We start from the raw sequence: 21,433 nt of genomic DNA, 5'->3' as shown, positions 1-21,433 counted from the left end.
AGGCGGAGGGGTGTATGGATCTGACAGCGGTGCGTGAGGTGGTGGACGGGCGGAGCCGCCTGCCGTGGCTGCCGGGAGACGCGTGGCTGGCGGGTGGCACGGCCCTGTTCGGCGAGCCCCGGCCCGCACTCCGGCGCCTGCGCGATCTGGGCGTGTGCGGATGGCGGCCCGTCACGGTGACGGGGACCGGCGTCGAAGTGGCGGCCACCTGCACCATCGCCGAACTGCTGTCGTTCGCCGAGGCGCCCGACGGGCCGTGGCCCGCGGGGCGGGCCCTCATGGCCCATTGCTGCCGGGCGTTCTCGTCCTCCTTCAAGGTCTGGAACACCGCCACGGTCGGCGGGAACCTGTGTACGGCCCTGCCCGCCGGTCCCATGATCGCGCTGACCGTGTCACTGCGCGGGACGTGCCGGATCCTGGACCTGGACGGCCGGGAACGCACGGTGTCCGCCGGGGAGTTCGTCACCGGGCCGGAGGCCACGGTCCTGCTCCCCGGTGAGGTGCTGCGTTCGGTCGTGCTGCCCGCCGCCGCGCTGGCGGAGCGCAGCACGGTGCGCAGGGTGGCCACCCGTCCCTGGGGCAGATCGGCCGCCCTGGTCACCGGCACGCATGATCCGCTGTCCGGGCGCTCCCACGTGGCGGTCACCGCTGCCACGGTCCGTCCGGTGGTCCTGTCCTTCCCCGGTGTGCCGTCCGCCGGCGAGCTGGAGTCGAGCCTGTCGCGGGCTCTCGCACCGGATCTCCTGCCGGCCGATGTGCACGGGCGGGCGGAATGGCGGCGGCATCTGGCCGGTCACCTGGCGGAAGAGGTCCGGTGTGAGCTGGCGGAGGCGCGGTAGGCATGGGGTTCTCCGTACGGATCGACGACCGGGACAGCCATGAGGTGCCGCGCCCGGGACAGTGCCTGCGCACCTATCTGCGAGAGCGGGGCCGTACGGGGGTGAAGAAGGGCTGCGACACGGGTGACTGCGGGGCGTGCACCGTTCATGTCGACGGACTGGCGGTGCACAGCTGCCTGTATCCGGCTCACCGTGCCGACGGACGTGTCGTCACCACCGTCCAGGGGCTGGCCGAGGGCGGACAGCTGCACCACGTGCAGGAGGCCTTCGCACGCTCGCGGGCCTTCCAGTGCGGTTACTGCACACCGGGATTCGTCATGACCGCGACCGCCCTCACCCCGGAGCAGCTCGCCGACCTGCCGCAGGCCCTGAAGGGCAACCTGTGCCGATGCACCGGATACCGTCCCATCGACGAGGCCGTACGGGGCGCCCACCCCCGGCGCGGAGAGGAGGCGCGGCCCCCCTGCCCCGTCCCCGAGGGTGGGGACGCGGTCGCCCGGGGTGTCGTCACCGGCGGCGCACGCTTCACGCTGGACGACTCCGCGCCGGCCGGCATGCTGCACATCGCGCTGGTCCGCTCCCCCCACCGGCACGCCCGGATCCTGGACATCGACGCCTCCGCCGCCTCGGCCGTACCGGGCGTGCACGCCGTTCTGACCCATCACGACGCTCCCCCCACCCGCTTCTCCACGGCCCTGCACGAGAACACCGACGACGACCCCGCCGACACCCGGGTCCTCGACGACGTCGTCCGGCACGTCGGGCAACGGGTCGCCGCCGTCGTCGCCGACAGCCCGGCCACCGCGGCGCAGGCGTGCCGACTGGTGCGCGTCACCTACGAGGTCCTGCCGGCCGTGACCGACCCCGAGCAGGCGATCGGACCGGGAGCGGTCCAGGTGCACGAGGACGGCAACGTCGCCGCCGTGTTCCGCAGAGGCGTCGGAGACGTCGAACGGGGGCTGGCCGAGGCGGACGTCGTCCACGAAGGCGTCTTCCACACGCAACGCGTGCAGCACACCCCCCTGGAGTGCCACGCAAGCCGGGTCTGGACCGACGCGGACGGACGCCTTCACGTGCGTGCCGCCACCCAGACCCCGCACCTGGTACGCCGACGCCTGTGCGAGGTCTTCGGCCTCGACCGGGACCGTCTCCGCGTCACCACCGGCCGTCTCGGGGGGTCCTTCGGCCGCGGCCAGGACCTGCAGACGGAGGACATCGCCCTGCTCGCCGCTCTGCGCACCGGGCGCCCCGTACAACTGGAGAACACCCGCACCGACGAACTCACCGCCACCACCACCCGCCACCCCTTCCACGTCCGGGTGACCCTGGGCGCGCGCCGCGACGGCACGCTCACGGCCCTCAAGCTGCGCGTCATCGCCGACACCGGCGCCTACGGCAATCACGGGCCCTCCGTCCTCGACGTCGCCTGCACCGAAGCCCTGGCCCTCTACCACTGCCCGAACCTGGCCGTCGACGGCACCTGCGTGCGCACCCACAACGTGCCCGCCGGTGCCTTCCGCGGATACGGCGCCGGGCAGCTCGCCTTCGCCGTCGAATCCGCCCTCGACGACCTCGCCCACCGTCTCCGCCTCGACCCCCTCGCCCTCCGCGAACGCGTCTACCTCCGCCCCGGCCAACGGGCCCCCTTCCCCGGCGCCGGTGAGCGGTACCCGGTCATGGACACCGGTCTGCTCCACTGTCTGCGGCTTCTCGGACAGGTCCGCGCTCAGCGCCTGCGGACCCGCCCCGCACCGGGCGGACAGCACCGCTCGGTGGGTGAGGGCCTGGCGGTCGCCACCTTGCACACCGTGCCTGCCGACGGGCACATCGCGCAGGCGGCCGTCGCCCTGCGCTCCGACGGCCACTACGACCTGGCCACCGCGGTCCCCGAATTCGGCACCGGTACCGGCGAGGTGCTGTGCCGCATCGCCGCCCGGGCCCTCTCCACCAGTCCCGACCGCGTCCACCTGGGCGACGCGGACACCGACCTGCTCGACCACCACAGCGGCGGCTTCGCCTCGACCGGCCTCGTCCTGACCGGGCGGGCCGTCGCCGCTGCCTGCCGCACCCTCGCCGAACGGATCAGGGAGGTGGCCGCGGTCCGCACCGGGGTCGCCGCCGACAGCTGTCGACCGGGCGTGGCCGCCGTCGACTGCGACGGCCTGCCCCTGCCGCTCACCGCGGTGCACTCCCGCTCGGGGACGACCGGGCGTCCTCTGCGCGCCGTCGCCTCCGTGTCCGCCCGGGACGTCGTCCCGGCCCTGGGGTTCAGTGCCCAGTGGTTCCGCGTCGAGGTCGACACCGCGACCGGACTGGTACGCGTCCTGGACAGCGTGCATGTCGCGGACGCCGGCACGGTGATGGACACCACCCGGTGCCGCGGACAGGTCGAGGGAGCCGTCGTCCAGGGCATCGGGACCACACTCTGGGAGGACCTGGCCACCGACTCCGAGGGGCACGTCACCACCACCGGCCTGCGCACCTACTCCATCCCCCGCTTCGGCGACGTGCCACCGACCGAGGTGCACTTCGTCGAGCACTCGGACGACGACCGGGCCGTCAACCCGAAACCCATGAGCGAACTGCCCTACAACTCCGTGGCCCCGGCGCTGGCCAACGCCGTACGCGACGCCACCGGCATCCGATTCACGTCCCTGCCCCTGCGCCCCGACACCGTCTGGGCGGCGACTTCAGCCGGTGGGCGAGGTGACGGCACGGCACAGCGGTGACCGCCCCGGCCGCGTCCGGACGTTGCCGTGCGGCGCGGGCCGGGATGCCCGCCGCGGCCTCCGGGATCGGACCGCGCTCGTCGAGCCGGCGGTTCCGCCGGGCCGCACCACGGCGGTGGCGGACCGCACCACGGGAGTGGCGGACCGCACCACGGCGGTGAGGGCCGCACGCCGCGGCACGACAGCGGCCGCGGCGTGCGGTCTTGGGCGGACGGTCCCGCGTGCTACTTGAGATATGCGGCCAGCGGGAGGTTCTGGCGGCGTACGTCACCGGCGACCAGTCCGGCGATCCGCCGCGCGCCATAGGTTTCGAAGTGGGTGTGGTCGTTGCAGAAGAAGGCGCCCACGGGACCTGATCCGTAGTCGCCGTCGTGGGGGCAGAAGCGCAGGCTGTTGTAGAGCGCGACGCTCAGCGTCTGGAGGTCGACGACCGGTGCTCCGGTGGCGGCTCCGGCGCCCAGGGTCTGGCTGACGAAGCCGCGGTTCTTGGTGGCCGTGCTGCCGGAGCAGGTGATGGCGGCCACCGGGGTGAGCAGCACCGGGTGCGCGCCCCGGGCCAGGGCGGCCCGCGCCATCATGGTCAGCAGCTGCTGGTACCGGGCCGGTCCGACGTGCCGTGGGCAGGTGGAGGAGGAGTCGTTGATGCCGAACTGGAGGAAGAGGTAGTCGCCGGCCTTCATCCCGGTGCTCGCGTCGAGCATCGCCTGCCAGCGAGCCGCGTACGTGGGGGACGTGAGGCGGCACTCGCCGTCGGGTTGCTTGACGCCGCTCACGTTCGACTCGTACAGCCAGGTCTGGATGCTGCGCCCTGCCACCGCCTGGTTCCTCACCGTCACCTCGCTGGTGAACAGGGCGCCGAACTGGCTGCCCCAGCCGACCGGACAGCGGCCGGCACCCGGGTTGGCCATGGTGGAGTCACCGGCCAGCCACACGGTGACGGGAGCGGCCGCCGCTCGTACGTCGGGGGACGCGGCACGTGTGACGCCGGCGCAGGTCGCCGTCCTGCTGTCGGTCGTCCTGATGGCGGTGGTCCTGCTGTCGGTCGCCCCGCTGTCGGCCATCCTGCTGTCGACCGCCCTGCTGTCGACCGCTCCGCTGTCGGTCGCCGAGGCGGTGCCGGCGCCGAGACCCGACAACGAGATCAGCAGTGCGGTGGTGACGAGTGTCCTTAACTTCTTCATGCGGTCCCTCCCAGGAACGGGCGCCGTCGCGCCTTCGTCAGCGCAGGTACGCGGTCAGGGGCAGGTTCTGTTCCCGGATGCTCTGGAGTACCAGCCCGCCGATCCGTGTCGCGCCGTACTGCGAGAAGTGGGTGTTGTCCGTCACGCCGTCGACGGCGGAGCGGAGGAAGATCTGCGCGGAGGCGGAGGGGCCGAGGGACTCCACCAGCGCCCTGCTCGTGGCGGTCAGGTCGATCACCGGCACCCGCTGCGCCGTTCCGACCGCGCGCATCTCGGCGGGCAGGTTCACGCCGACGCCGTTGACGTGGAGCGCCGTCGCCGTGAGCCGGTTGCCGTCGAAGAGCCGGCGGACCGGTGGCGTCACCAGGACCGGGACGCCGCCCTTGGCGCGGACCTTCGTGATCATGGAGATGAGGTTGCCGCGGTACGAGGACGCGCTGGTCTGCTTGTCGTTGTGGCCGAACTGGATGAAGACGGGGTCGTTCGCCCTGACCTTCGACAGCAGCGCCGGGAAGAGTGCCGAGTTGTTCAGGAAGCTGCCCGAACTCTCCCCCGAGTCGGCGTAGTTGGCGACGACCGCGCCTGGGCGCACCGCAGGCGTGATCATCTGGCCCCAGCCGGTGTACGGGCCGGTCAACGCGTCGCACACGGTCGAGTCACCGGCCAGGTAGGCCACCAGCGGCTGGGCCGCCGTTTTCACCGAGACGGCCGATACCTGAGGGTTGGAGCCCGTGAACCGGATGTCCAGGCCGGGATTGCCCGTACCGCCCTGGCCGGTCGGCTGCCCCTCCGGCTGCCGCACGTTGACGGTGAACGCGTACGTGGCGACCGCTCCGGCCGCCGTCCTCGTCGCCGGAAGCATCAGCCTCCGGGCCTCCACCCACATCTCGGTCTGTCCGGCGGATGCGGCGCCGCCGACGGAGACCGTCACGTCGTAGTTGCCGGGCGAGACCCCGTAGTGACAGGTGATCGGCGAGGTGCCGGAACAGCCGGCCGGCAGCGCCCGCGGCGCGGCGGCATCGGCATGCGCCGCACCTGTACCCGCCAGCGCCGCAAGGGTCAGGAGGCCGGCCGCCCCCAACCGGGCCCCGTGCCTGCCATGGCGCGCTAATGGCATGCCCATATCCATCATTGATCCCTTCCTCGGTCAGGAAGACGTGCGGTCCAGGTTGGACGGCCCGTCGCTCAGGAAGACGTGCGGTCCAGGTTGGACGGCCCGTCGCTCAGGAAGACGTGCGGTCCGGGTGGACGGCCCGTCGCTCAGGCCTGGGAGAAGCCGTTCATGATGACGGTGGGCTGCTGGGTGGCGGAGTCCCAGGCGCCCATGTTGTAGCCGGTGAACGGGGACATGCACTCCGGTTCCCAGTAGAAGATGCCCTGTCCTCCGTTGGCCTTCAGCGCCTTGGTGTAGGCGACGAGGGAGGCCTGCGTGGCGGAGGCCCTGTCCACCCGGCCGCCGAACTCGCTCTGCAGGAACGGTTTTCCGTACTGCGTGGAGATCTTCTTCATGTTCGCCACGATGCCGGGGGCGAGGTCGGCGCTGCCGTAGGAGGAGAACACCGACATGTCCCACTTGCCGCCGTTGGCGGCGAACCGGCTGAAGAACGTCGTCATCACGTCGTACTTCTGCGGCTGGGCCAGGTGGATGCACACCGTCGAGTTCGGCGACACGGCTTTGACCTGGGTGTAGGCGGCGTTGAGCAGGCCGGTCATCTGCGCCGGGTTGGAGACGCTGCCGACGGGGCGGCAGATCCCGCTGTTGATCTCGTTGCCGATCTGCACCCAGGTGGGCAGTACGCCGTTGTTCTTCATGACGGTCATCGTCTGGTTCACGTACGAGCCCATGGCGGTGACCATCTGGCTGTAGCCCATGGCCTTCCAGGCGGCGGGCGGGTTCTGCACGCCGACGGAGTTCCAGGTGTCGCCGAACATGTAGTCGAGCATGATCGACATGCCGGCGGCCTTCACCCGCTTGGCGAAGGCGGCGACCTCGTCGATGCCGCAGTGCCCGTTGGCAGGGTCGCCGGACGGATTGACGAAGGTGCGCAGGCGCACGGCGGTGATGCCGTACCCCTTGAGGATGGTCAGCAGGTCCTGGGTCTGTCCGCTCTGGTTCTTCCAGGAGTAGCCGCGCGCCTCCATCTGCGGCACCCAGCTGATGTCGACGCCCTTGACGAAGCCCGCGGCAGCCCGGGCCGAGGGGGCGAGTTCGCCGAGTGCGGCTGCTGCGGCGATGGCCCCGGCGGTCGCGCCGCCGGCTCTGAGCAGGGTGCGGCGGCTGATCCGGCCGGAACCGGATGCCTGGATCGGGGACATGGTCGCTCCTCTCCGTCCGCCGGCCGCACGTGGGACGTCGCGGCCGACGGACAGTGGTCGTGGGGGGGGTGAGCGTCGCCTAGGGGCTTGTGCAGGTGGGTGGAGCGGTGGGCGGTGTCCCGTCGGCGGTGAAGCCGAAGGTCGTCGAGGCGGACGCCCGCAGTGAGCCGTTGTGGGAGGCGTTCCGCACCGTCACCGCCGAGCCGCTCGTGCTCAGGGTGCCGTTCCATACCTGGCTGACGGTATGGCCGTTGGGCAGGGTCAACCCGACGGTCCACCCGTTGATCGCCCCGTTGCCGGCTCGGACCGTGACCTCGCCCTGGTAGCCGCCGGACCAGGCGTTGACGGTGCGGTAGGTCGCCTCGCACGCGCCGCCGGGCGGTGGCGTCGAGGGGACAGGAGAGGACGGATCGGTGGTCGGTGACGGGGTGGGCCCGCCCGACGGTACGAGCGGACACGTGCTGCGGTACTTCGCGATGCCGGTGGGGTCGGCCGGAGCCGGGCACAAGAACTTGGTGTACCGGGTGTCGCTGTCCACGAACGTCTTCAGCCAGGGGATGAGGATCCGCGTCTCAAGGGTGTTGGGCTTGGTGGGGAAGAGATGGTTGGCCCCGCTGAGCTGGAGGTACGCGCTCTGTGTCGTGGTGGGCAGGGTGGCGTACAGACTGTCGAGGTAGGACGGAGTGACCGTGGTGTCCCGGGCGCCTCCCATGATCATGGTCGGTACTCGGACGGCGGCCGGATTCCCGGAGGGCTTGAACGGTGCGAGGCCGACGGCGGTCTTCAACGACGATCGCCGCTCGGCCGCGACCAGAGCCCCGCCGCCGCCCATGGAATGGCCCACCACGGCCAACCGGGTGGGGTCGACCCGGTCACGGATCGGGCTCTTCTGCGTGAGGTAGTCCAGCGCGGCCAGCAGTTGTGCTCCCCGGGCGGTGTCGTAGTCGGTGCGGCTGTTGGTCTCGACGCCGATCACGACGAACCCGAACGAGGCCAGCCACGGCCCCATCCACGCCTCCTCGTCGGCGAACCGCGCGGTGTAGCCGGGCACGATCGCGACCGCGCCCCATGTCCCCAGGCTGGTGTCGGTGGGGTAGTACATCGTCCCGCCGTTGAAGCCGTTCCCCGGCGGAACACTCATCTGCGCGGTGGCGAACGTTCCCCGGGTGGCCGCGACGCCGGCCAGGGTCGGGTCCGGACCCCGCTGGTACGGGTTGCCGGCCGCCGACGCCGGGACCATCGCCACGACGGCCGCGAGCAGCCCGAGGACGACCGCCAGCGCGACGAGGAACTGCCGCACCGGCCCACCCGGCTGATACCTGTTCACGTGATCGGTCCTGGAATCTCCCGGCGCCCGAGATCGGCTGTGTCGAACCGGCATGGCGGTGAACCTCCTTCTGTGTGGGCGACAGACGCGGGAGTGCCTTGTGCGGGACATGTACGCGAGGAGGGACCCAGGCGGGCTCCGAAAGGGTGACCCCCGTGCGGAGATCCGGCCGTGACGCCTGCGCACCGCGTCCTCGACGCAGGCCACGCTCGACCGGCTCATGGCGCAGACCTGCTCGACACCGCACCGGCACGCTGTGGACCGCACCTCGCCGCGCAGGCGTTGTGAACGTTCACGGGAATGGCTGAAATCGCGAATATGCCCTGCTGGGTCGACCTACGCCAGTGCTTGGATGCGCTGGGCGGCCCCCTGTCAGCGCTTCCGCATGAGCGTGAGGTGCACCACGCAGCTTCCCGACCGGACGCGGACCTGTCAACCAGCTGTGAGAGGTCCGTTGCGTCGCGGAGTCGGCGAGGCGACCCCCGGAACACGATGCCATGCCCGCGCTTCCAGGGAGTCGGTGCAGGTCACACGTGTCGGCAAAGGAACTCGGTCACCGGAGGTCCGCCGAGCCGGAAAATCTCGGTCCCATCGGATCCCAACAGTGTCGAACAGCGGTTCCGACAAAATCCTTGACGACATGTCAGGGCGTTTCTACGCTCACACCGCATGGGAGCGTTCCCACAGCTTCTGGGTGACCGCCTCCTCGCGCCTCCCCCGGACACCGCGCTCACTCGGTCCCCCCACACAGACCGGAGGTCATCGTGGCCGACACACACCGACGTCCACGTACAGCACCGCCTCGTTCGCGCATCCACCGCCGGTTGCCCGGCCGGGTGATCGGCTGCGCCACCGGCGCCGTCGCACTGGCTCTCTCCACGCTCATCGGACTGCCGGGGACCGCGCAGGCCGCGACCGCCCGGCAGGTGGAGCGCCTCGACCGAGGACTGACCAGCACCCACACCAGCAGCGGAAACCTCGTCTCGTGGCGGTGGCTGGCCACCGACCCGAACGACGTGGCGTTCAACGTCTACCGGGCCGGCACCAAGCTCAACTCCTCGCCCGTCACGGCTTCGACCGGCTACTTCGACACCGGCGCCCAGGCCTCCGCCGAATACACGGTGCGCCCCGTGGTGAACGGCACCGAGCAGGCCTCTTCCGAGCGCGCGCTCCAGTTCCGGTCCGGGTACCTGGACGTGCCGATCTCGCCGCCGGCCGGCGGTACGACCCCCGACGGCGTGGCCTACACCTACGAGGCCAACGACGTCTCCGTCGGCGACCTCGACGGTGACGGCGCCCTGGAGTTCGTCCTCAAGTGGTACCCGACGAACGCCAAGGACAACTCGCAGTCCGGCTACACCGGCAACACCGTCATCGACGCCGTCAAGCTGGACGGCACCCGCCTGTGGCGCGTCGACCTGGGCCGCAACATCCGCTCCGGCGCCCACTACACCCAGTTCCAGGTGTACGACTACGACGGCGACGGCAAGGCCGAGGTCGCCATGAAGACCGCCGACGGCACCAGGGACGGCACCGGCGCGGTCATCGGCAGCTCGTCCGCCGACCACCGCAACTCCAGCGGCTACGTCCTGTCCGGCCCCGAGTTCCTCACCATGTTCAACGGCCGGACCGGCAAGGCGATGGGCACCGTCGACTACGTACCGGGCCGTGGCACCGTCTCCTCCTGGGGCGACTCCTACGGCAACCGCGTCGACCGCTTCCTCGCCGGGACCGCGTACCTGGACGGCGCCCGCCCCTCGCTCGTCATGGCGCGCGGCTACTACACCCGTACCGTGATCGCGGCCTGGGACTGGCGCAACGGCGCCTTCGCCCGCCGCTGGACCTTCGACACCAGCTCCTCCACCAACTCCGGCAAGGGTTACGACGGTCAGGGCAACCACAGCCTGTCCGTCGCCGACGTCGACGCCGACGGCAAGGACGAGATCGTCTACGGCGCGATGACCGTCGACGACAACGGCGGCGGCCTGTGGACGACCAGGCTCGGCCACGGCGACGCGGCCCACCTCGGGGACCTCAACCCGTCCCGGGCCGGCCTGGAGTACTTCAAGGTCTCCGAGGACACCGGCAAGCCGGGCTCCTGGATGGCGGACGCGCGCACCGGCCAGATCCTGTGGCAGACGGCGTCCGGCGCGGACAACGGCCGCGGCGTCGCCGCGGACGTCTACGCCGGCAGCGCGGGCGCCGAGGCCTGGTCCGCCTCCGACACCACCCTGCGCTCGGCGACCGGCGCCTCCCTCGGCCGCGAGCCGTCCAGCATGAACTTCCTGTCCTGGTGGGACGGCGACCCCGTCCGCGAACTCCTCGACGGCACCCGCATCGACAAGTACGGCACCTCCGGCGACACCCGCCTGCTGACCGCCTCCGGGGTCCACTCCAACAACGGCACCAAGTCCACCCCCTCACTGTCCGGGGACATCCTCGGCGACTGGCGGGAGGAGGTCGTCTGGCCCACCACCGACAACCGTGCCCTGCGCGTCTACAGCACGCCGTACCAGACCAACACCCGCATCACCACGCTGCTCCACGACACCCAGTACCGCACCGCGCTCGCCTGGCAGAACACCGCCTACAACCAGCCCCCGCACCCCAGCTTCTTCATCGGCGCCAACATGCCCACCCCACCCCGCCCCACCGTCTACACCCCCTGAACCACGGCAACCGCTCGCGTACGGCAGGTGGTGATCCGGCCACCGCGGGTTCCGCCCCCGGCCCGCCGCCGTGCTGAGCACCGCCGACACCCCGACGCCGGAGACAGCCCACGCGATCACGGCGTACCCGACAGAGCCATCTCCTACCTCGACTCCGACGTATCCGACGAAGCCGATCCAGCCGTCGCCGACCGAGAACACCCGGTCGGCGACGGTGAGACGGCCGGCAGATTCCGCCCCGGTCCCGAAATCGCCGACCTAGCAGCTTCCGCGATCCGGTCCGGCTTCTGCGTCGCATGCCTCCCGACCCCCGATGACAACGTGCCCCTACCAGTCGGCAGCCCCCACCCGCAGCCTGCGCCGCGGGGTTGCCCCGAACGGGCGATGCCCAGGTCGGACCGGTGGCGGCCGGTCGGAGGTCGGGCGCGAAGCGGCTCTCTCGGCAACGTCCCCGAAGGGATGAAAGACGGCTGGTGATCCGCGTGTCAGGGCCATCCTCTCGGCACACTGCCAGGTGGCCGCGTGGCGGTGCGCGGTCGGTCCCGTCGACCGTGCCGTGCGGGATCGGTGGGGGCGGGCGGGGCGAACCGGAGCGGCATCTGCCGGGACCGGAACCCCGACGGAACGGGGGCAGGCGTGGGACGAAGGGCTTCACTCAAGGGCCGGGCACGCTACTGGTTCGACACCACCTTGACCCGTGGCACCTCCGCGCTCGTCGGCTGGCTGGCCCTGGGCTGCCTCGTCGTCGTGCTGCCGGCGAGCGCCGTGCTGGTCTGGACGGACCCGCAGGCGCCCACGTCCCGCACGGGAAGGCTGGCGGCGGTCTGGCGTCTCACCGGCGAGACGCTACGACTCGGCGGGGCGACGGGCCCGCTCCTGCGCGTGCTGCTATCGGTACTGCTCGCCCTGGTCGCCCTGGTGTACGTCTCCACCCTCGTCGGTATCATCACCACCGGACTGACCGAGCGGCTCACCGCGCTGCGGCGGGGTCGCTCGGTCGTCATCGAGCAGGGGCACTCGGTCGTGCTCGGTTGGTCCGAACAGGTGTTCACGGTGGTGAGCGAGTTGGTGGCCGCCAACGCCAACCAGCGGTACGGCGCGGTGGCCGTACTGGCGGACCGGAACAAGACCACCATGGAGGAGGCCCTCAGCGGGAAAGTGGGGAACACCGGCCGCACCCGGCTGATCTGCCGCAGCGGTTCCCCCACCGATCCCGCCCGGCTCGCCCTGACCCAGCCCGGCGCGGCCAGCGCCGTGCTGGTGCTGCCCCACGACGATCCGTCAGCGGACCCGGAAGTGGTCAAGACCCTGCTGGCGCTGCGCTCCGCGCTCGGCGGGGCGGAGGGTCCGCCCGTCGTCGCCGCCGTCAGAGACGACCGGTACCGGCTGGCGGCCTCCCTCGCCGCGGGAAGGCGCGGCACCGTCCTGGAGAGCGACGCGATCACGGCCCGGCTGATCGTCCAGTCCGCCCGGCGTCCCGGGCTCTCCCTGGTCTACCGCGACCTCCTGGACTTCGCCGGAGACGAGTTCTATCTCACCTCCGACCCGGCTCTGACCGGCCGTTCGTTCTGCGACACGCTGCTGGCCTACGCCACCTCCAGCGTGGTCGGTGTGCTGCGCGACGGCAGGGCCTTGCTGAACCCGCCGCCGCACACCCTCATCGCCGTCGGCGACCGGCTGATCGTCGTCACGCGGGACGACGACACCGCGCGGCTGAGCGACTGCTCCGGTCTGGTCGACGAGTCGGTGATGACGCCCTGGCAGCCGGTCAGCGCCCGAGCCGAACGCGTGCTGATCCTCGGCTGGAACCGGCGGGCCTCCCTGATCGTCGACCAGTTGGGCCGGTACGCCGTGCACGGTTCGGTGATCGCCGTGGTGGCCGACCGGCAGGAGGTCACGGCCGAGCAGGTCCGGGAAGCGGGCAGAGACTTCGCGACCCGGTTGACCATCACGTTTCGCACGGGAGACGTCACCCGGCCCGAGACACTGCGGGGCCTGGACATCGACTCGTACGACAGCGTCGTCGTACTGGGCCCGGATCCCGTCGCCGGGCAGAAGCCGGACGAGACGGACAACCGGACCCTCGTCACGCTCCTCGTTCTCCACCTGCTGGAACAGGAGAGCGGACGCGAGCTGCCGGTGGTCACCGAGATGACCGACGACCGCAACCGGACGCTCGCGCCCATCAGCCCCGGAGCCGACGTCATCATCAGCGGGAAACTCATCGGCCTGCTCATGGCCCAGATCTCCCAGAACTGGCATCTGGCCGCCGTGTTCGAGGAACTCTTCTCCCCCACCGGTGGTCAGGTCCGCCTGCGACCGGCGGCGTCGTACATCCTGCCCGGATGTGAGGCGTCCTTCGCCACGGTCGTCGCGGCGGCGCGGCAGCGCGGCGAATGCGCCATCGGCTACCGCCGGCACGACCGGGCCACGGCCGCTCCCGACCACGGCGTGCGTATCAACCCGGACAAGAGCGAGCGGCGGCGCTGGGCCGATCAGGACGAGGTGATCGTGATCGCGCACGACTGACGCCTCCGAAGCGCGGCGGGTGACCGTCAGAGGGAAGCCGCGGGAAGCGGTGGGAACGGCAGCCGGTGGCACCCAAGTCGCCCGGGTCGCCCGGGTCGCCCGGGTCGCCCGGGTCGCCCGGGTCGCCCGGGTCGCCCGGGTCGCCCGGGTCGCCCGGGTCGCCCGGGTCGCCCGGGTCCCCGGAAGCGACGAAGTGGCAGCGCGGCTCCGCGGACGCCGTCCGAGGGCGTCGGGGCGCCGGCCACCGGGCTGATGGAAGGCCCGCCACCAGCGTCCGGGTGGCGCCGGAGCCACGATGATCCGGCACCGTCGGCACGTACCCAGCCATCGCATCCCGGTCGCGGAGGTCGCGGGTCGCGGATCGGGCACCGCGTTCGCGCTCGCGTCGTCCGTTCACGACGCGCCGGACGTTACGGGCTTCGTGTGAGGGGTAGTCGGACGCCTGGCGAGGACAGGGCGGAGGGGAAGGCACGCGTTCGCATCTCCTCGCGCACGGCGGTGTGGGTCACGCGCATCGAGAGGAGGCATGCGGCCGGGACACCTTGCGCCGGCCTCTTTCCAGGGACGACCGGGAGCGGTCACCGTCGGCGGCACCCCCTTCGGGCGCCTGCACCGGCCGTCGGGTGTGCGCAGCGACGTGTGGCGACCGGCCGGTCGTGAGGTGAGACTGGGGCAAGCGGCGGCTGACGATGGGTGGGCCATGCATACCGTTGAGGAAACGATCGAGGTCGCGGTTCCGGTGAGCACCGCGTACAACCAGTGGACGCAGTTCAAGACCTTCCCTCGTTTCATGACCGTGGTGAAGAAGGTCGACCACGTCAGGCCCGCCTTCACCACCTGGACGATGGCGATCGGCCCGGTGCGCCGCGAGTTCCAGGCGGAGATCGTGGACCAGGAGCCCGACGCGCGTGTGGCCTGGCGAAGTCTCGGGGGGTCCCCCGCTCACCGGGGAGACGTGACGTTCCGGGCCATGGCGGCGGACCGCACGGAGGTCACCGTGCGGATCCACATCGCGCCGCGCGGCCCGGCCCGGGTGCTCTCCGGCGTCGCCGGGATCGCCGGCCGCGTCGTACGGGACGAGCTGCGGCATTTCAAGGAGTACATCGAGGGCCTGGGAGAAGCGACCGGGGCCTGGCGAGGCACCATCCGCGACGGACGCGTACGGCCCGAGGAACCCAAGCCGCACCGGAGCCGGGTGGCCCGCTGGCCCGTCGGCTGATTCCGCGAGCGGCAGCAGCGTGAGGGAGAGGCAACCTGATGACGAAGGCACCCGGCGACGAGCCGAACGAGGCTCTGACCGTGACCCCGCCCAAGAAGTGGGCCGCGGGCGTGCCGGCGGTGGTCCACGCGATGGAGTACTCCCTGCGGGAGACCTCCCCCCGTAACGCCGGGCACACGCTGCTGACCATGAACCAGGTGGGCGGCGTCGACTGTCCCGGCTGCGCCTGGGCCGACCCCACGCCGGGCCACCGGCACCGCAACGAGTACTGCGAGAACGGCGCCAAGCACATCAACGACGAGGCGACGACGCGGCGCGTCACCGCCGACTTCTTCCGCACCCACTCGGTCGCCGAGCTGGGCCGGCGCTCCGACGCGTGGCTGAACCAGCAGGGGCGGCTCACCGAACCCATGGTCAAGCGGCCGGGGTCCGACCACTACCAGCCCATCAGCTGGAACGACGCCCTCGATCTGCTCGCCTCGGAGCTGACGGCGCTCGACTCCCCCGACGAGGCCGTGTTCTACACCTCCGGCCGGGCCAGCAACGAGGCCGCGTTCGTCCTGCAGCTGTTCGCCAGGGCGTTGGGCACCAACAACCTGCCCGACTGCAGCAACCTGTGTCACGAGTCCAGCGGCTACGCCCTGCACGAGACGCTGGGCACGGGCAAGGGAACGGTCAGCCTCGACGACCTGCACCACGCCGACCTGATCTTCGTGGTGGGGCAGAATCCGGGAAGCAACCATCCGCGGCAGCTGTCCGCACTGGAGCAGGCCAAGCTCAACGGCGCCCGTGTCATCGCGGTGAACCCCCTGCCGGAAGCCGGCCTGCTGAGGTTCAAGAACCCGCAGAAGCCCCGCGGAGTGATCGGACAGGGCGTTCAGATCGCCGACCGGTTCCTCCACATCCGCAACGGCGGTGACCTCGCGCTGTTCCAGGGGATCAACCGGCTCCTCCTGGAGGCCGAGGACGCCCGGCCGGGCGAGGTGCTCGCCCGCGACTTCATCGAGTCCGACACCCAGGGCTTCGAGGAGTTCGCCGAGCACGCGCGCACCATCGCCTGGAGGGACATCCTCGCGGCGACCGGCCTCACGCGCGAGGAGATCGAGCAGGTCCGGGACGAGGTGCTGCGCAGCGACCGTGTCATCGTCTGCTGGGCGATGGGGATCACGCAGCACAAGCACGCCGTCCCCACCGTCCGCGAGATCGTGAACTTCCTGCTGCTGCGCGGGAACGTCGGGCGGGCCGGCACCGGTGCCTGCCCGGTACGCGGGCACAGCAACGTGCAGGGCGACCGCACGATGGGCATCTGGGAACAGATGCCGGACGACTTCCTCGACGCGCTCCAGCAGGAGTTCGGCTTCGATCCGCCACGCGCCCACGGACTGGACTCCGTCAACTCGATCAAGGCGATGCGCGAAGGCCGTGTCACGTTCTTCCTCGGACTGGCCGGCAACTTCGTCCGCGCCGCGCCGGACAGCGAGGTCACCGAGGAGGCCATGCGCAGCTGTCGTACGACCGTCCACATCTCCACCAAGCTCAACCGGTCCCACACCGTGTGCGGCGAGACCGCGCTCATCCTGCCGACCCTCGGTCGCACCGAACGGGACATCCAGGCCGACGGAGAGCAGTTCGTCACCGTCGAGAACTCGATGAGCGAGGTGCACACCTCCCGCGGCCGCCTCCAGCCGGCTTCTCCCCTGCTGCTCAGCGAGGTCGCCATTCTCTGCCGGCTCGCCCGCCGCACCCTCGGCGAGGGCACCGCCGACATCCCCTGGAAGCGGTTCGAGGAGGACTACGGCGCCATCCGCGACAGCATCTCCCGGGTCGTCCCGGGACTGCACGACTTCAACCGGCGTGTGACACGTCCCGGCGGCATCCAACTGCCCAACCCGGTCAACGAGGGCGTCTACCACAACGACGTCGGCAAGGCGCTGTTCACCCGCAACGCCTGGGAGATGCTGCACGCTCCCGAAGGTCACCTGCTGCTCCAGACGCTGCGCTCGCACGACCAGTGGAACACCGTCCCCTACACATCGAACGACCGCTACCGGGGCATTCACGGAAGTCGCCGGGTGGTGCTCGTCAACCCGCAGGACATCAGCGGGCTCGGGCTGGCCGAGGGGCAGTGCGTCGACCTGGTCAGCGTGTGGGAGGACGACGCCGAGCGTCGCGCCGAGGGCTTCCGCGTGGTCCCGTACCCGACCACGCGGGGCTGTGCCGCCGCGTACTACCCCGAGACCAACGTCCTGGTGCCGCTGGGGAGCGTGGCCGACAAGAGCAACCAACCGACGTCGAAGGGGATCGTGGTCCGGCTGGAGCCTGCCGCGCCTCCACCGGAGGCGGGACAGGGACAGGACTGAACTCCGGCCACCGCCTCGACCTCAGCAGGACGGAGGCCGCGCACGTCCTGCCGTGTCCTGTCCGATACGGTCCGTCGTCACGGTCCGCGACTGCGGCCGGCGGCGGAGCGACCGGGCGCGGGCGAACTCGGGTGGAGCCGTCGCCGGGCGGACGTTCGCGCGCGTGCCGGGCGGGAAGCCGATTCGCGACCGCGTGCCATCGATCCGCGACCGGGCCGAGCGGCGAGCGGCGGTGAATTGCGGTCCACGGCGGTGAGCTGCGGCGGCGCGCCCGCCCCGAACGAGCGAGGCAACGGGGGACCCGGCGTTCCCGCCCGCGCCGGGCCGCCGAGGATCCAGCGGACCCGGCGCTCCCACCCGCACCACACGGCCGAGGATCCAGCGGACCCGGCGCTCCCGAGGACTCGCGTTTCACGCGTCCCGCGCCTCGGCCAGCAGTTCCGCCGTCACGGCCGGGTGCCGGTGCGGAAACGCGTGCGCGCCCGGCACGACCAGGGCTCGGCCCCGCCCTGTCCGACATGCCAGAAGGCGGACCCACTCCCCCGGGCAGAGCGCGTCGTCGTGCCCGGCCACGAGCGTCACCGGGCAGGTCACCGCGGGCAGGACGTCCTCCGGCGCATCCGCCTGGGCCGAGCGGACGCAGTTGGCGAGTCGTCGCGGCCCCGCCTTGAGGTAGGAGGGCAGCACCGTCGGCACCACGGAGGGTGACTCCCGTACGGCGGTGCGGACGAACGCGGACACCAGGGGACGTACGCGTCGCAGGTCCGGTGGGAACGTCGGGCCCAGCAGGACGAGGGCCCGCACCCGCTCAGGCACTCGCACGCTCGCGTGCAACGCCACCTGAGCGCCTGTGGAGTGGCCGGCGAGCACCACCGGTTCCCGGGGCACGGCGGCGAGCCACCGCGCCACGGTGTCGGCGAGCGCTTCGAGGGTCTCGCGGCACGCCGGGCCGGACGGGTCGCCGAATCCTGGGACGTCCAGCAGGCGTACCGGGCCTCGCCGCGCGCAGTGTTCCAGTGAGCGCAACAGGTATCCCGGCGCACCCAGGCCGGGCACCAGCACCAGCGGGCGGCCGCCTCGCTCGTCCAGTCCCTCCGTTCCCAGACTGCGGACCATCCTCGCCCCGACGCGGTCGTAGCGGACACCGACGGACGGGCCTTCGAGGAACGGCATCCTCAGCAGGTACCCGTTCGCGCCGGGTCCAAGGACTCCGCGGTGATCCGCCGTGCCGGGGCGCCCCCAGCTGTCTCAACTGCCGATCGCCGACGGCAAGGTCGCCGCCGCGTGGCCGGACGGGTGGAGCGACGGGACATCGTGACTCCACGGCCGGCCTCGACGAGGACGGTGCCACGGTCCGCTCGGCGACACAGCCGTCAACATGTCGACAAAAAAGCCTGTGTGCTGCCTCGCCACCGTCCGTCCTACTCGCCGCTCGCGCCTGCCCGGGAGCCCGACCGCGGAAGACGCGGTCGCCCTTCGAGAGCCTCCCGGAACCCTTAGAGAGCCTTCCGAAACCCTCCCTTCATCCGGGGAGCACGCGCAGGCAACGACTCCCTCCTACCGTCCCCCGTCATGGAGCCGACGGTGAACAGCTCGCCAGGGACCGTCGCGGCCTCCACCGTCGTGTGGCAGCCTCCGCGGACCTGGCGCAGCAGCGTGCCCGGCGTACGCCGCCGCAGATGACCCGCCATGACCCCGCCGTGGCCCGCCACCTTCGCCTGAAGCACGTCCGACCTTCTCCCCCGCTCCCCTCCTCACCCGCCCCGCCCCCCAACCCGCTCACCCGACGCCGTCGCGAGAGACAAGGGCCCTCCGGCCCGCCCCGAGGCGCAACGCCTCCCCGGCCGACCCCGACCCGCAGCAAGGAGACGTGACATGAGCATCGAGCCGCAACTGGCAGAGGTGGCCGAGCCGGGACCCGAGGAGACGGCGCCACGTACCGACCAGGCCGCGAGGGAGACCCTGGAGGACTACACCCTGCGCTTCGCGCCACGCAGTTACCGCCGCTGGACACCGATGGTGGTGGCGACGACCGCCCTCGGCGGCATCGCCTACATGGCCGACTTCTCCATAGGCGCCGGCATCGGCCTGGCCCACGGCACCGGCAACGCACTGGTCGCCATCGCCGTCGCCGCGGTCGTCATCTTCGTCACCGGCTTCCCCCTCGCCTACTACGGCGCCCGCTACAACATCGACCTCGACCTGATCACCCGCGGCTCCGGCTTCGGGTACTACGGCTCGGTGCTCACCGGCGTCATCTTCGCCAGCTTCACCTTCATCTTCTTCGCCCTGGAGGGCTCGATCATGGCGCAGGGCCTCGAACTCGGCCTGGGACTGCCGCTGTGGCTGGGCTACCTGGTCTCCACCCTCATGGTGATCCCCCTGGTGATCTACGGCATGAAGGCCCTGAGCAAGCTCCAGGTATGGACCACACCCGTCTGGCTGCTGCTGATGATCGCCCCGCTGGTCTACCTCGTCGCCACCGATCCCGGCACCGTCGACCGCTTCCTCGGCCATGCCGGGACGGACGGCGACGGCGGCGTGAACACCGCGTCGGTGCTGCTGGGCGCGGGCGTGTGTCTGTCGTTGATCGCGCAGATCGGTGAGCAGATCGACTACCTGCCCTTCATGCCGCCGAAGACCGAGGCGAACAAGCGCACCTGGTGGACCGCGGTCGTCATGGCCGGCCCGGGATGGGTGGTGCTGGGCGCGCTGAAGCAGGCCATCGGTGTCTTCCTCGCCGTGTACATCCTGGCCGAGGTGGGACCGGCCACCGCGACCGAGCCGATCCAGCAGTTCAAGGGGGCCTTCGACGCGATGATGCCGTCCTGGATGGTGCTCCCGCTGGCTGTGGCCCTGGTCGTGATCAGCCAGATCAAGATCAACGTGACGAACGCGTACTCCGGTTCGCTGGCGTGGACGAACGCCTTCACCCGCGTCACCCGCCACTACCCCGGCCGGCTGGTCTTCGTCCTGGTCAATCTCGGCTTCGCGCTCGTGCTCATGGAGGCCGACATGTTCAGCTTCCTCAACAACATCCTGGGCTTCTACTCGAACTGCGCGATCGCCTGGGTCGTCACCGTCGCGACCGACATCGGCGTCAACAAGTACCTGCTGAAGCTGTCCCCGCGGGTCCCCGAGTTCCGCCGCGGCATGCTCTACGCGGTCAACCCGGTCGGCGTCGTGGCGTTCGTCGCCGCCTCGGGGTTGTCCATCGCCCTGTACTTCCACGCCCTCGGCGCCACCCTCCAGCCGTACTCCCCCGTGGCCGCCGCCGTCATCGCCTTCGTTCTGACTCCGCTGACAGCAGTGGTCACCAAGGGCAGGTACTACCTGCGCCGCACCGACGACGGCATCGCCGAGCCGATCCTGGGGGCGGACGGTAACCCCAGCGCCGTGACGTACGAGTGCCACGTGTGCCGGCAGGACTTCGAGCGCCCGGACGTGGCCGCCTGCCAGGCCCACGACGCCGTGGTCTGCTCTCTCTGCCTGAGCACCGACAGCGCCGGCGACCATGTGCTGCCGGCCGCGCCCGCCGTCGCGTGGCTCCGCCCGCGGGCGCCTCGGTGAGGGAGCTGCCGAGCGCGCGGCAGGAGGCCGAAGAGGCTTGGGGGGGCGTTTCAGGGCCGACGCCGAAGAGGCTCGGGGGCGTTTCAGGGCCGGCCGGGTGGTGTCCCGGTGCTCAGACGCTCGCGGCGCGGGTACCGGCGTTCAGGTTCGGCTTCAGGGGCAGATGTGCGGTGATCTGCTTCCCCGTGGCCAGGGGCGCGACGACGACCCGGTCGCTGACCGCGTCGACCATGCGCAGTCCGTGCCCGCCGACGCGGCGCGGATCCGCCTTCTCCGCCACCGGCTTCTCGGGAGAGCTGTCCCGCACCGTGACCGTCAGTCCGTCACCGGACAGTCGCAGCGTCATGCCGTGAGGGCCGGGGGCGTGCCGGAGGGCGTTGGTGACGAGTTCGGTGGCGGCGATCTCGGCATCCAGGGCCAGGCCGGTCGGTACCGCTTTGCCGCCGGTTCGTGGGGCACGGGCGAGGAAGGCCCGCACCGCGCGGCGCGCGTCCGCGGCACGGGCCGCGCCACCGTCCCAGATCGCGTCGTATCGCAGCGTGGCGTACGCGTCCGTGCCCTGCTCAACTGCCGCCTGGTGCCGAAGCGGGATGACCATGGAGGACCCTTTCGTGGTGTTCGCCGTTTTCGGTCCTTTTACGTCCTCTCGCCTACCCGCGAGCCGACCACGCACACCGAAGACGCCTCCCGACGC

General features: G+C 71.2%; 13 protein-coding genes. 7 read left to right on the top strand and 6 right to left on the bottom strand.

Annotation, left to right across the window (positions count from 1 at the left end; translation table 11 throughout):
• Positions 1-14: 14 nt before the first annotated feature.
• Entirely contained in the window at positions 15-839 is an 825-nt protein-coding gene (locus ACFYO5_RS09910; protein WP_388706350.1) for an FAD binding domain-containing protein, read from the top strand.
• 2 nt (positions 840-841) lie between these two features.
• Complete coding sequence (locus tag ACFYO5_RS09905) at positions 842-3,568, top strand: molybdopterin-dependent oxidoreductase (RefSeq protein ID WP_388706347.1); 2,727 nt, start codon at positions 842-844, stop codon at positions 3,566-3,568.
• 224 nt (positions 3,569-3,792) lie between these two features.
• Here the strand turns inward: ACFYO5_RS09905 and ACFYO5_RS09900 are convergent, their stop codons facing one another.
• From ACFYO5_RS09900 to ACFYO5_RS09885, 4 genes are all read right to left on the bottom strand, one after another.
• Positions 3,793-4,749 (bottom strand): GDSL-type esterase/lipase family protein, encoded by a 957-nt coding sequence (locus ACFYO5_RS09900; RefSeq protein WP_388706344.1) that lies wholly within the window; start codon positions 4,747-4,749, stop codon positions 3,793-3,795.
• Positions 4,750-4,786: 37 nt separating this feature from the next.
• Positions 4,787-5,866 carry a rhamnogalacturonan acetylesterase gene (locus ACFYO5_RS09895; protein WP_388706341.1) on the bottom strand — a complete coding sequence of 360 codons (1,080 nt, stop codon included), beginning with the start codon at positions 5,864-5,866 and terminating at the stop codon, positions 4,787-4,789.
• Positions 5,867-6,009: 143 nt separating this feature from the next.
• Positions 6,010-7,065 carry a glycosyl hydrolase 53 family protein gene (locus ACFYO5_RS09890; protein WP_388706338.1) on the bottom strand — a complete coding sequence of 352 codons (1,056 nt, stop codon included), beginning with the start codon at positions 7,063-7,065 and terminating at the stop codon, positions 6,010-6,012.
• Positions 7,066-7,144: 79 nt separating this feature from the next.
• Complete coding sequence (locus ACFYO5_RS09885; protein ID WP_388706335.1) at positions 7,145-8,392, bottom strand: cellulose binding domain-containing protein; 1,248 nt, start codon at positions 8,390-8,392, stop codon at positions 7,145-7,147.
• 764 nt (positions 8,393-9,156) lie between these two features.
• Here ACFYO5_RS09885 and ACFYO5_RS09880 point away from each other — a divergent pair.
• The 4 genes from ACFYO5_RS09880 to ACFYO5_RS09865 all read left to right on the top strand — a co-directional run bounded on the left by ACFYO5_RS09880 (position 9,157) and on the right by ACFYO5_RS09865 (position 17,169).
• The gene (locus ACFYO5_RS09880) at positions 9,157-11,061 is read left to right on the top strand and encodes a rhamnogalacturonan lyase (protein ID WP_388706332.1); all 1,905 of its coding nucleotides are present in this window, start codon (positions 9,157-9,159) and stop codon (positions 11,059-11,061) included.
• Positions 11,062-11,697: 636 nt separating this feature from the next.
• Positions 11,698-13,590 carry an NAD-binding protein gene (locus ACFYO5_RS09875; protein WP_388706329.1) on the top strand — a complete coding sequence of 631 codons (1,893 nt, stop codon included), beginning with the start codon at positions 11,698-11,700 and terminating at the stop codon, positions 13,588-13,590.
• Between the two features lie 700 nt (positions 13,591-14,290).
• A complete protein-coding gene (locus tag ACFYO5_RS09870; RefSeq protein WP_388706326.1) occupies positions 14,291-14,809 on the top strand; it encodes an SRPBCC family protein in 519 nt (172 codons plus the stop codon).
• A gap of 38 nt (positions 14,810-14,847) precedes the next feature.
• A complete protein-coding gene (locus tag ACFYO5_RS09865; RefSeq protein WP_388706323.1) occupies positions 14,848-17,169 on the top strand; it encodes an FdhF/YdeP family oxidoreductase in 2,322 nt (773 codons plus the stop codon).
• 411 nt (positions 17,170-17,580) lie between these two features.
• On the opposite strand, the gene ACFYO5_RS09860 is transcribed toward ACFYO5_RS09865, so the two are convergent.
• A complete protein-coding gene (locus tag ACFYO5_RS09860) occupies positions 17,581-18,342 on the bottom strand; it encodes an alpha/beta fold hydrolase (protein ID WP_388706320.1) in 762 nt (253 codons plus the stop codon).
• 702 nt (positions 18,343-19,044) lie between these two features.
• Here ACFYO5_RS09860 and ACFYO5_RS09855 point away from each other — a divergent pair.
• Entirely contained in the window at positions 19,045-20,739 is a 1,695-nt protein-coding gene (locus tag ACFYO5_RS09855; protein WP_388706317.1) for a purine-cytosine permease family protein, read from the top strand.
• Between the two features lie 112 nt (positions 20,740-20,851).
• Here ACFYO5_RS09855 and ACFYO5_RS09850 read toward each other — a convergent pair whose 3' ends face one another.
• Positions 20,852-21,337 carry an ATP-binding protein gene (locus ACFYO5_RS09850; RefSeq protein WP_388706313.1) on the bottom strand — a complete coding sequence of 162 codons (486 nt, stop codon included), beginning with the start codon at positions 21,335-21,337 and terminating at the stop codon, positions 20,852-20,854.
• Positions 21,338-21,433: the final 96 nt, after the last annotated feature.

It is taken from the genome of Streptomyces sp. NPDC006259, from assembly GCF_042870975.1.
Lineage (GTDB): Bacteria > Actinomycetota > Actinomycetes > Streptomycetales > Streptomycetaceae > Streptomyces.
Note: the sequence above shows the minus strand (reverse complement) of the source record. Positions and strands in the feature narration are given on the sequence as shown.

Coding starts and splice junctions, on each gene's coding strand:
- ACFYO5_RS09860 (WP_388706320.1), bottom strand. CDS start 18,342: ATGCCGTTCCTCGAAGGCCCGTCCGTCGGTGTCCGCTACGACCGCGTC.
- ACFYO5_RS09900 (WP_388706344.1), bottom strand. CDS start 4,749: ATGAAGAAGTTAAGGACACTCGTCACCACCGCACTGCTGATCTCGTTG.
- ACFYO5_RS09910 (WP_388706350.1), top strand. CDS start 15: ATGGATCTGACAGCGGTGCGTGAGGTGGTGGACGGGCGGAGCCGCCTG.
- ACFYO5_RS09865 (WP_388706323.1), top strand. CDS start 14,848: ATGACGAAGGCACCCGGCGACGAGCCGAACGAGGCTCTGACCGTGACC.
- ACFYO5_RS09850 (WP_388706313.1), bottom strand. CDS start 21,337: ATGGTCATCCCGCTTCGGCACCAGGCGGCAGTTGAGCAGGGCACGGAC.
- ACFYO5_RS09855 (WP_388706317.1), top strand. CDS start 19,045: ATGAGCATCGAGCCGCAACTGGCAGAGGTGGCCGAGCCGGGACCCGAG.
- ACFYO5_RS09895 (WP_388706341.1), bottom strand. CDS start 5,866: ATGCCATTAGCGCGCCATGGCAGGCACGGGGCCCGGTTGGGGGCGGCC.
- ACFYO5_RS09870 (WP_388706326.1), top strand. CDS start 14,291: ATGCATACCGTTGAGGAAACGATCGAGGTCGCGGTTCCGGTGAGCACC.
- ACFYO5_RS09905 (WP_388706347.1), top strand. CDS start 842: ATGGGGTTCTCCGTACGGATCGACGACCGGGACAGCCATGAGGTGCCG.
- ACFYO5_RS09890 (WP_388706338.1), bottom strand. CDS start 7,065: ATGTCCCCGATCCAGGCATCCGGTTCCGGCCGGATCAGCCGCCGCACC.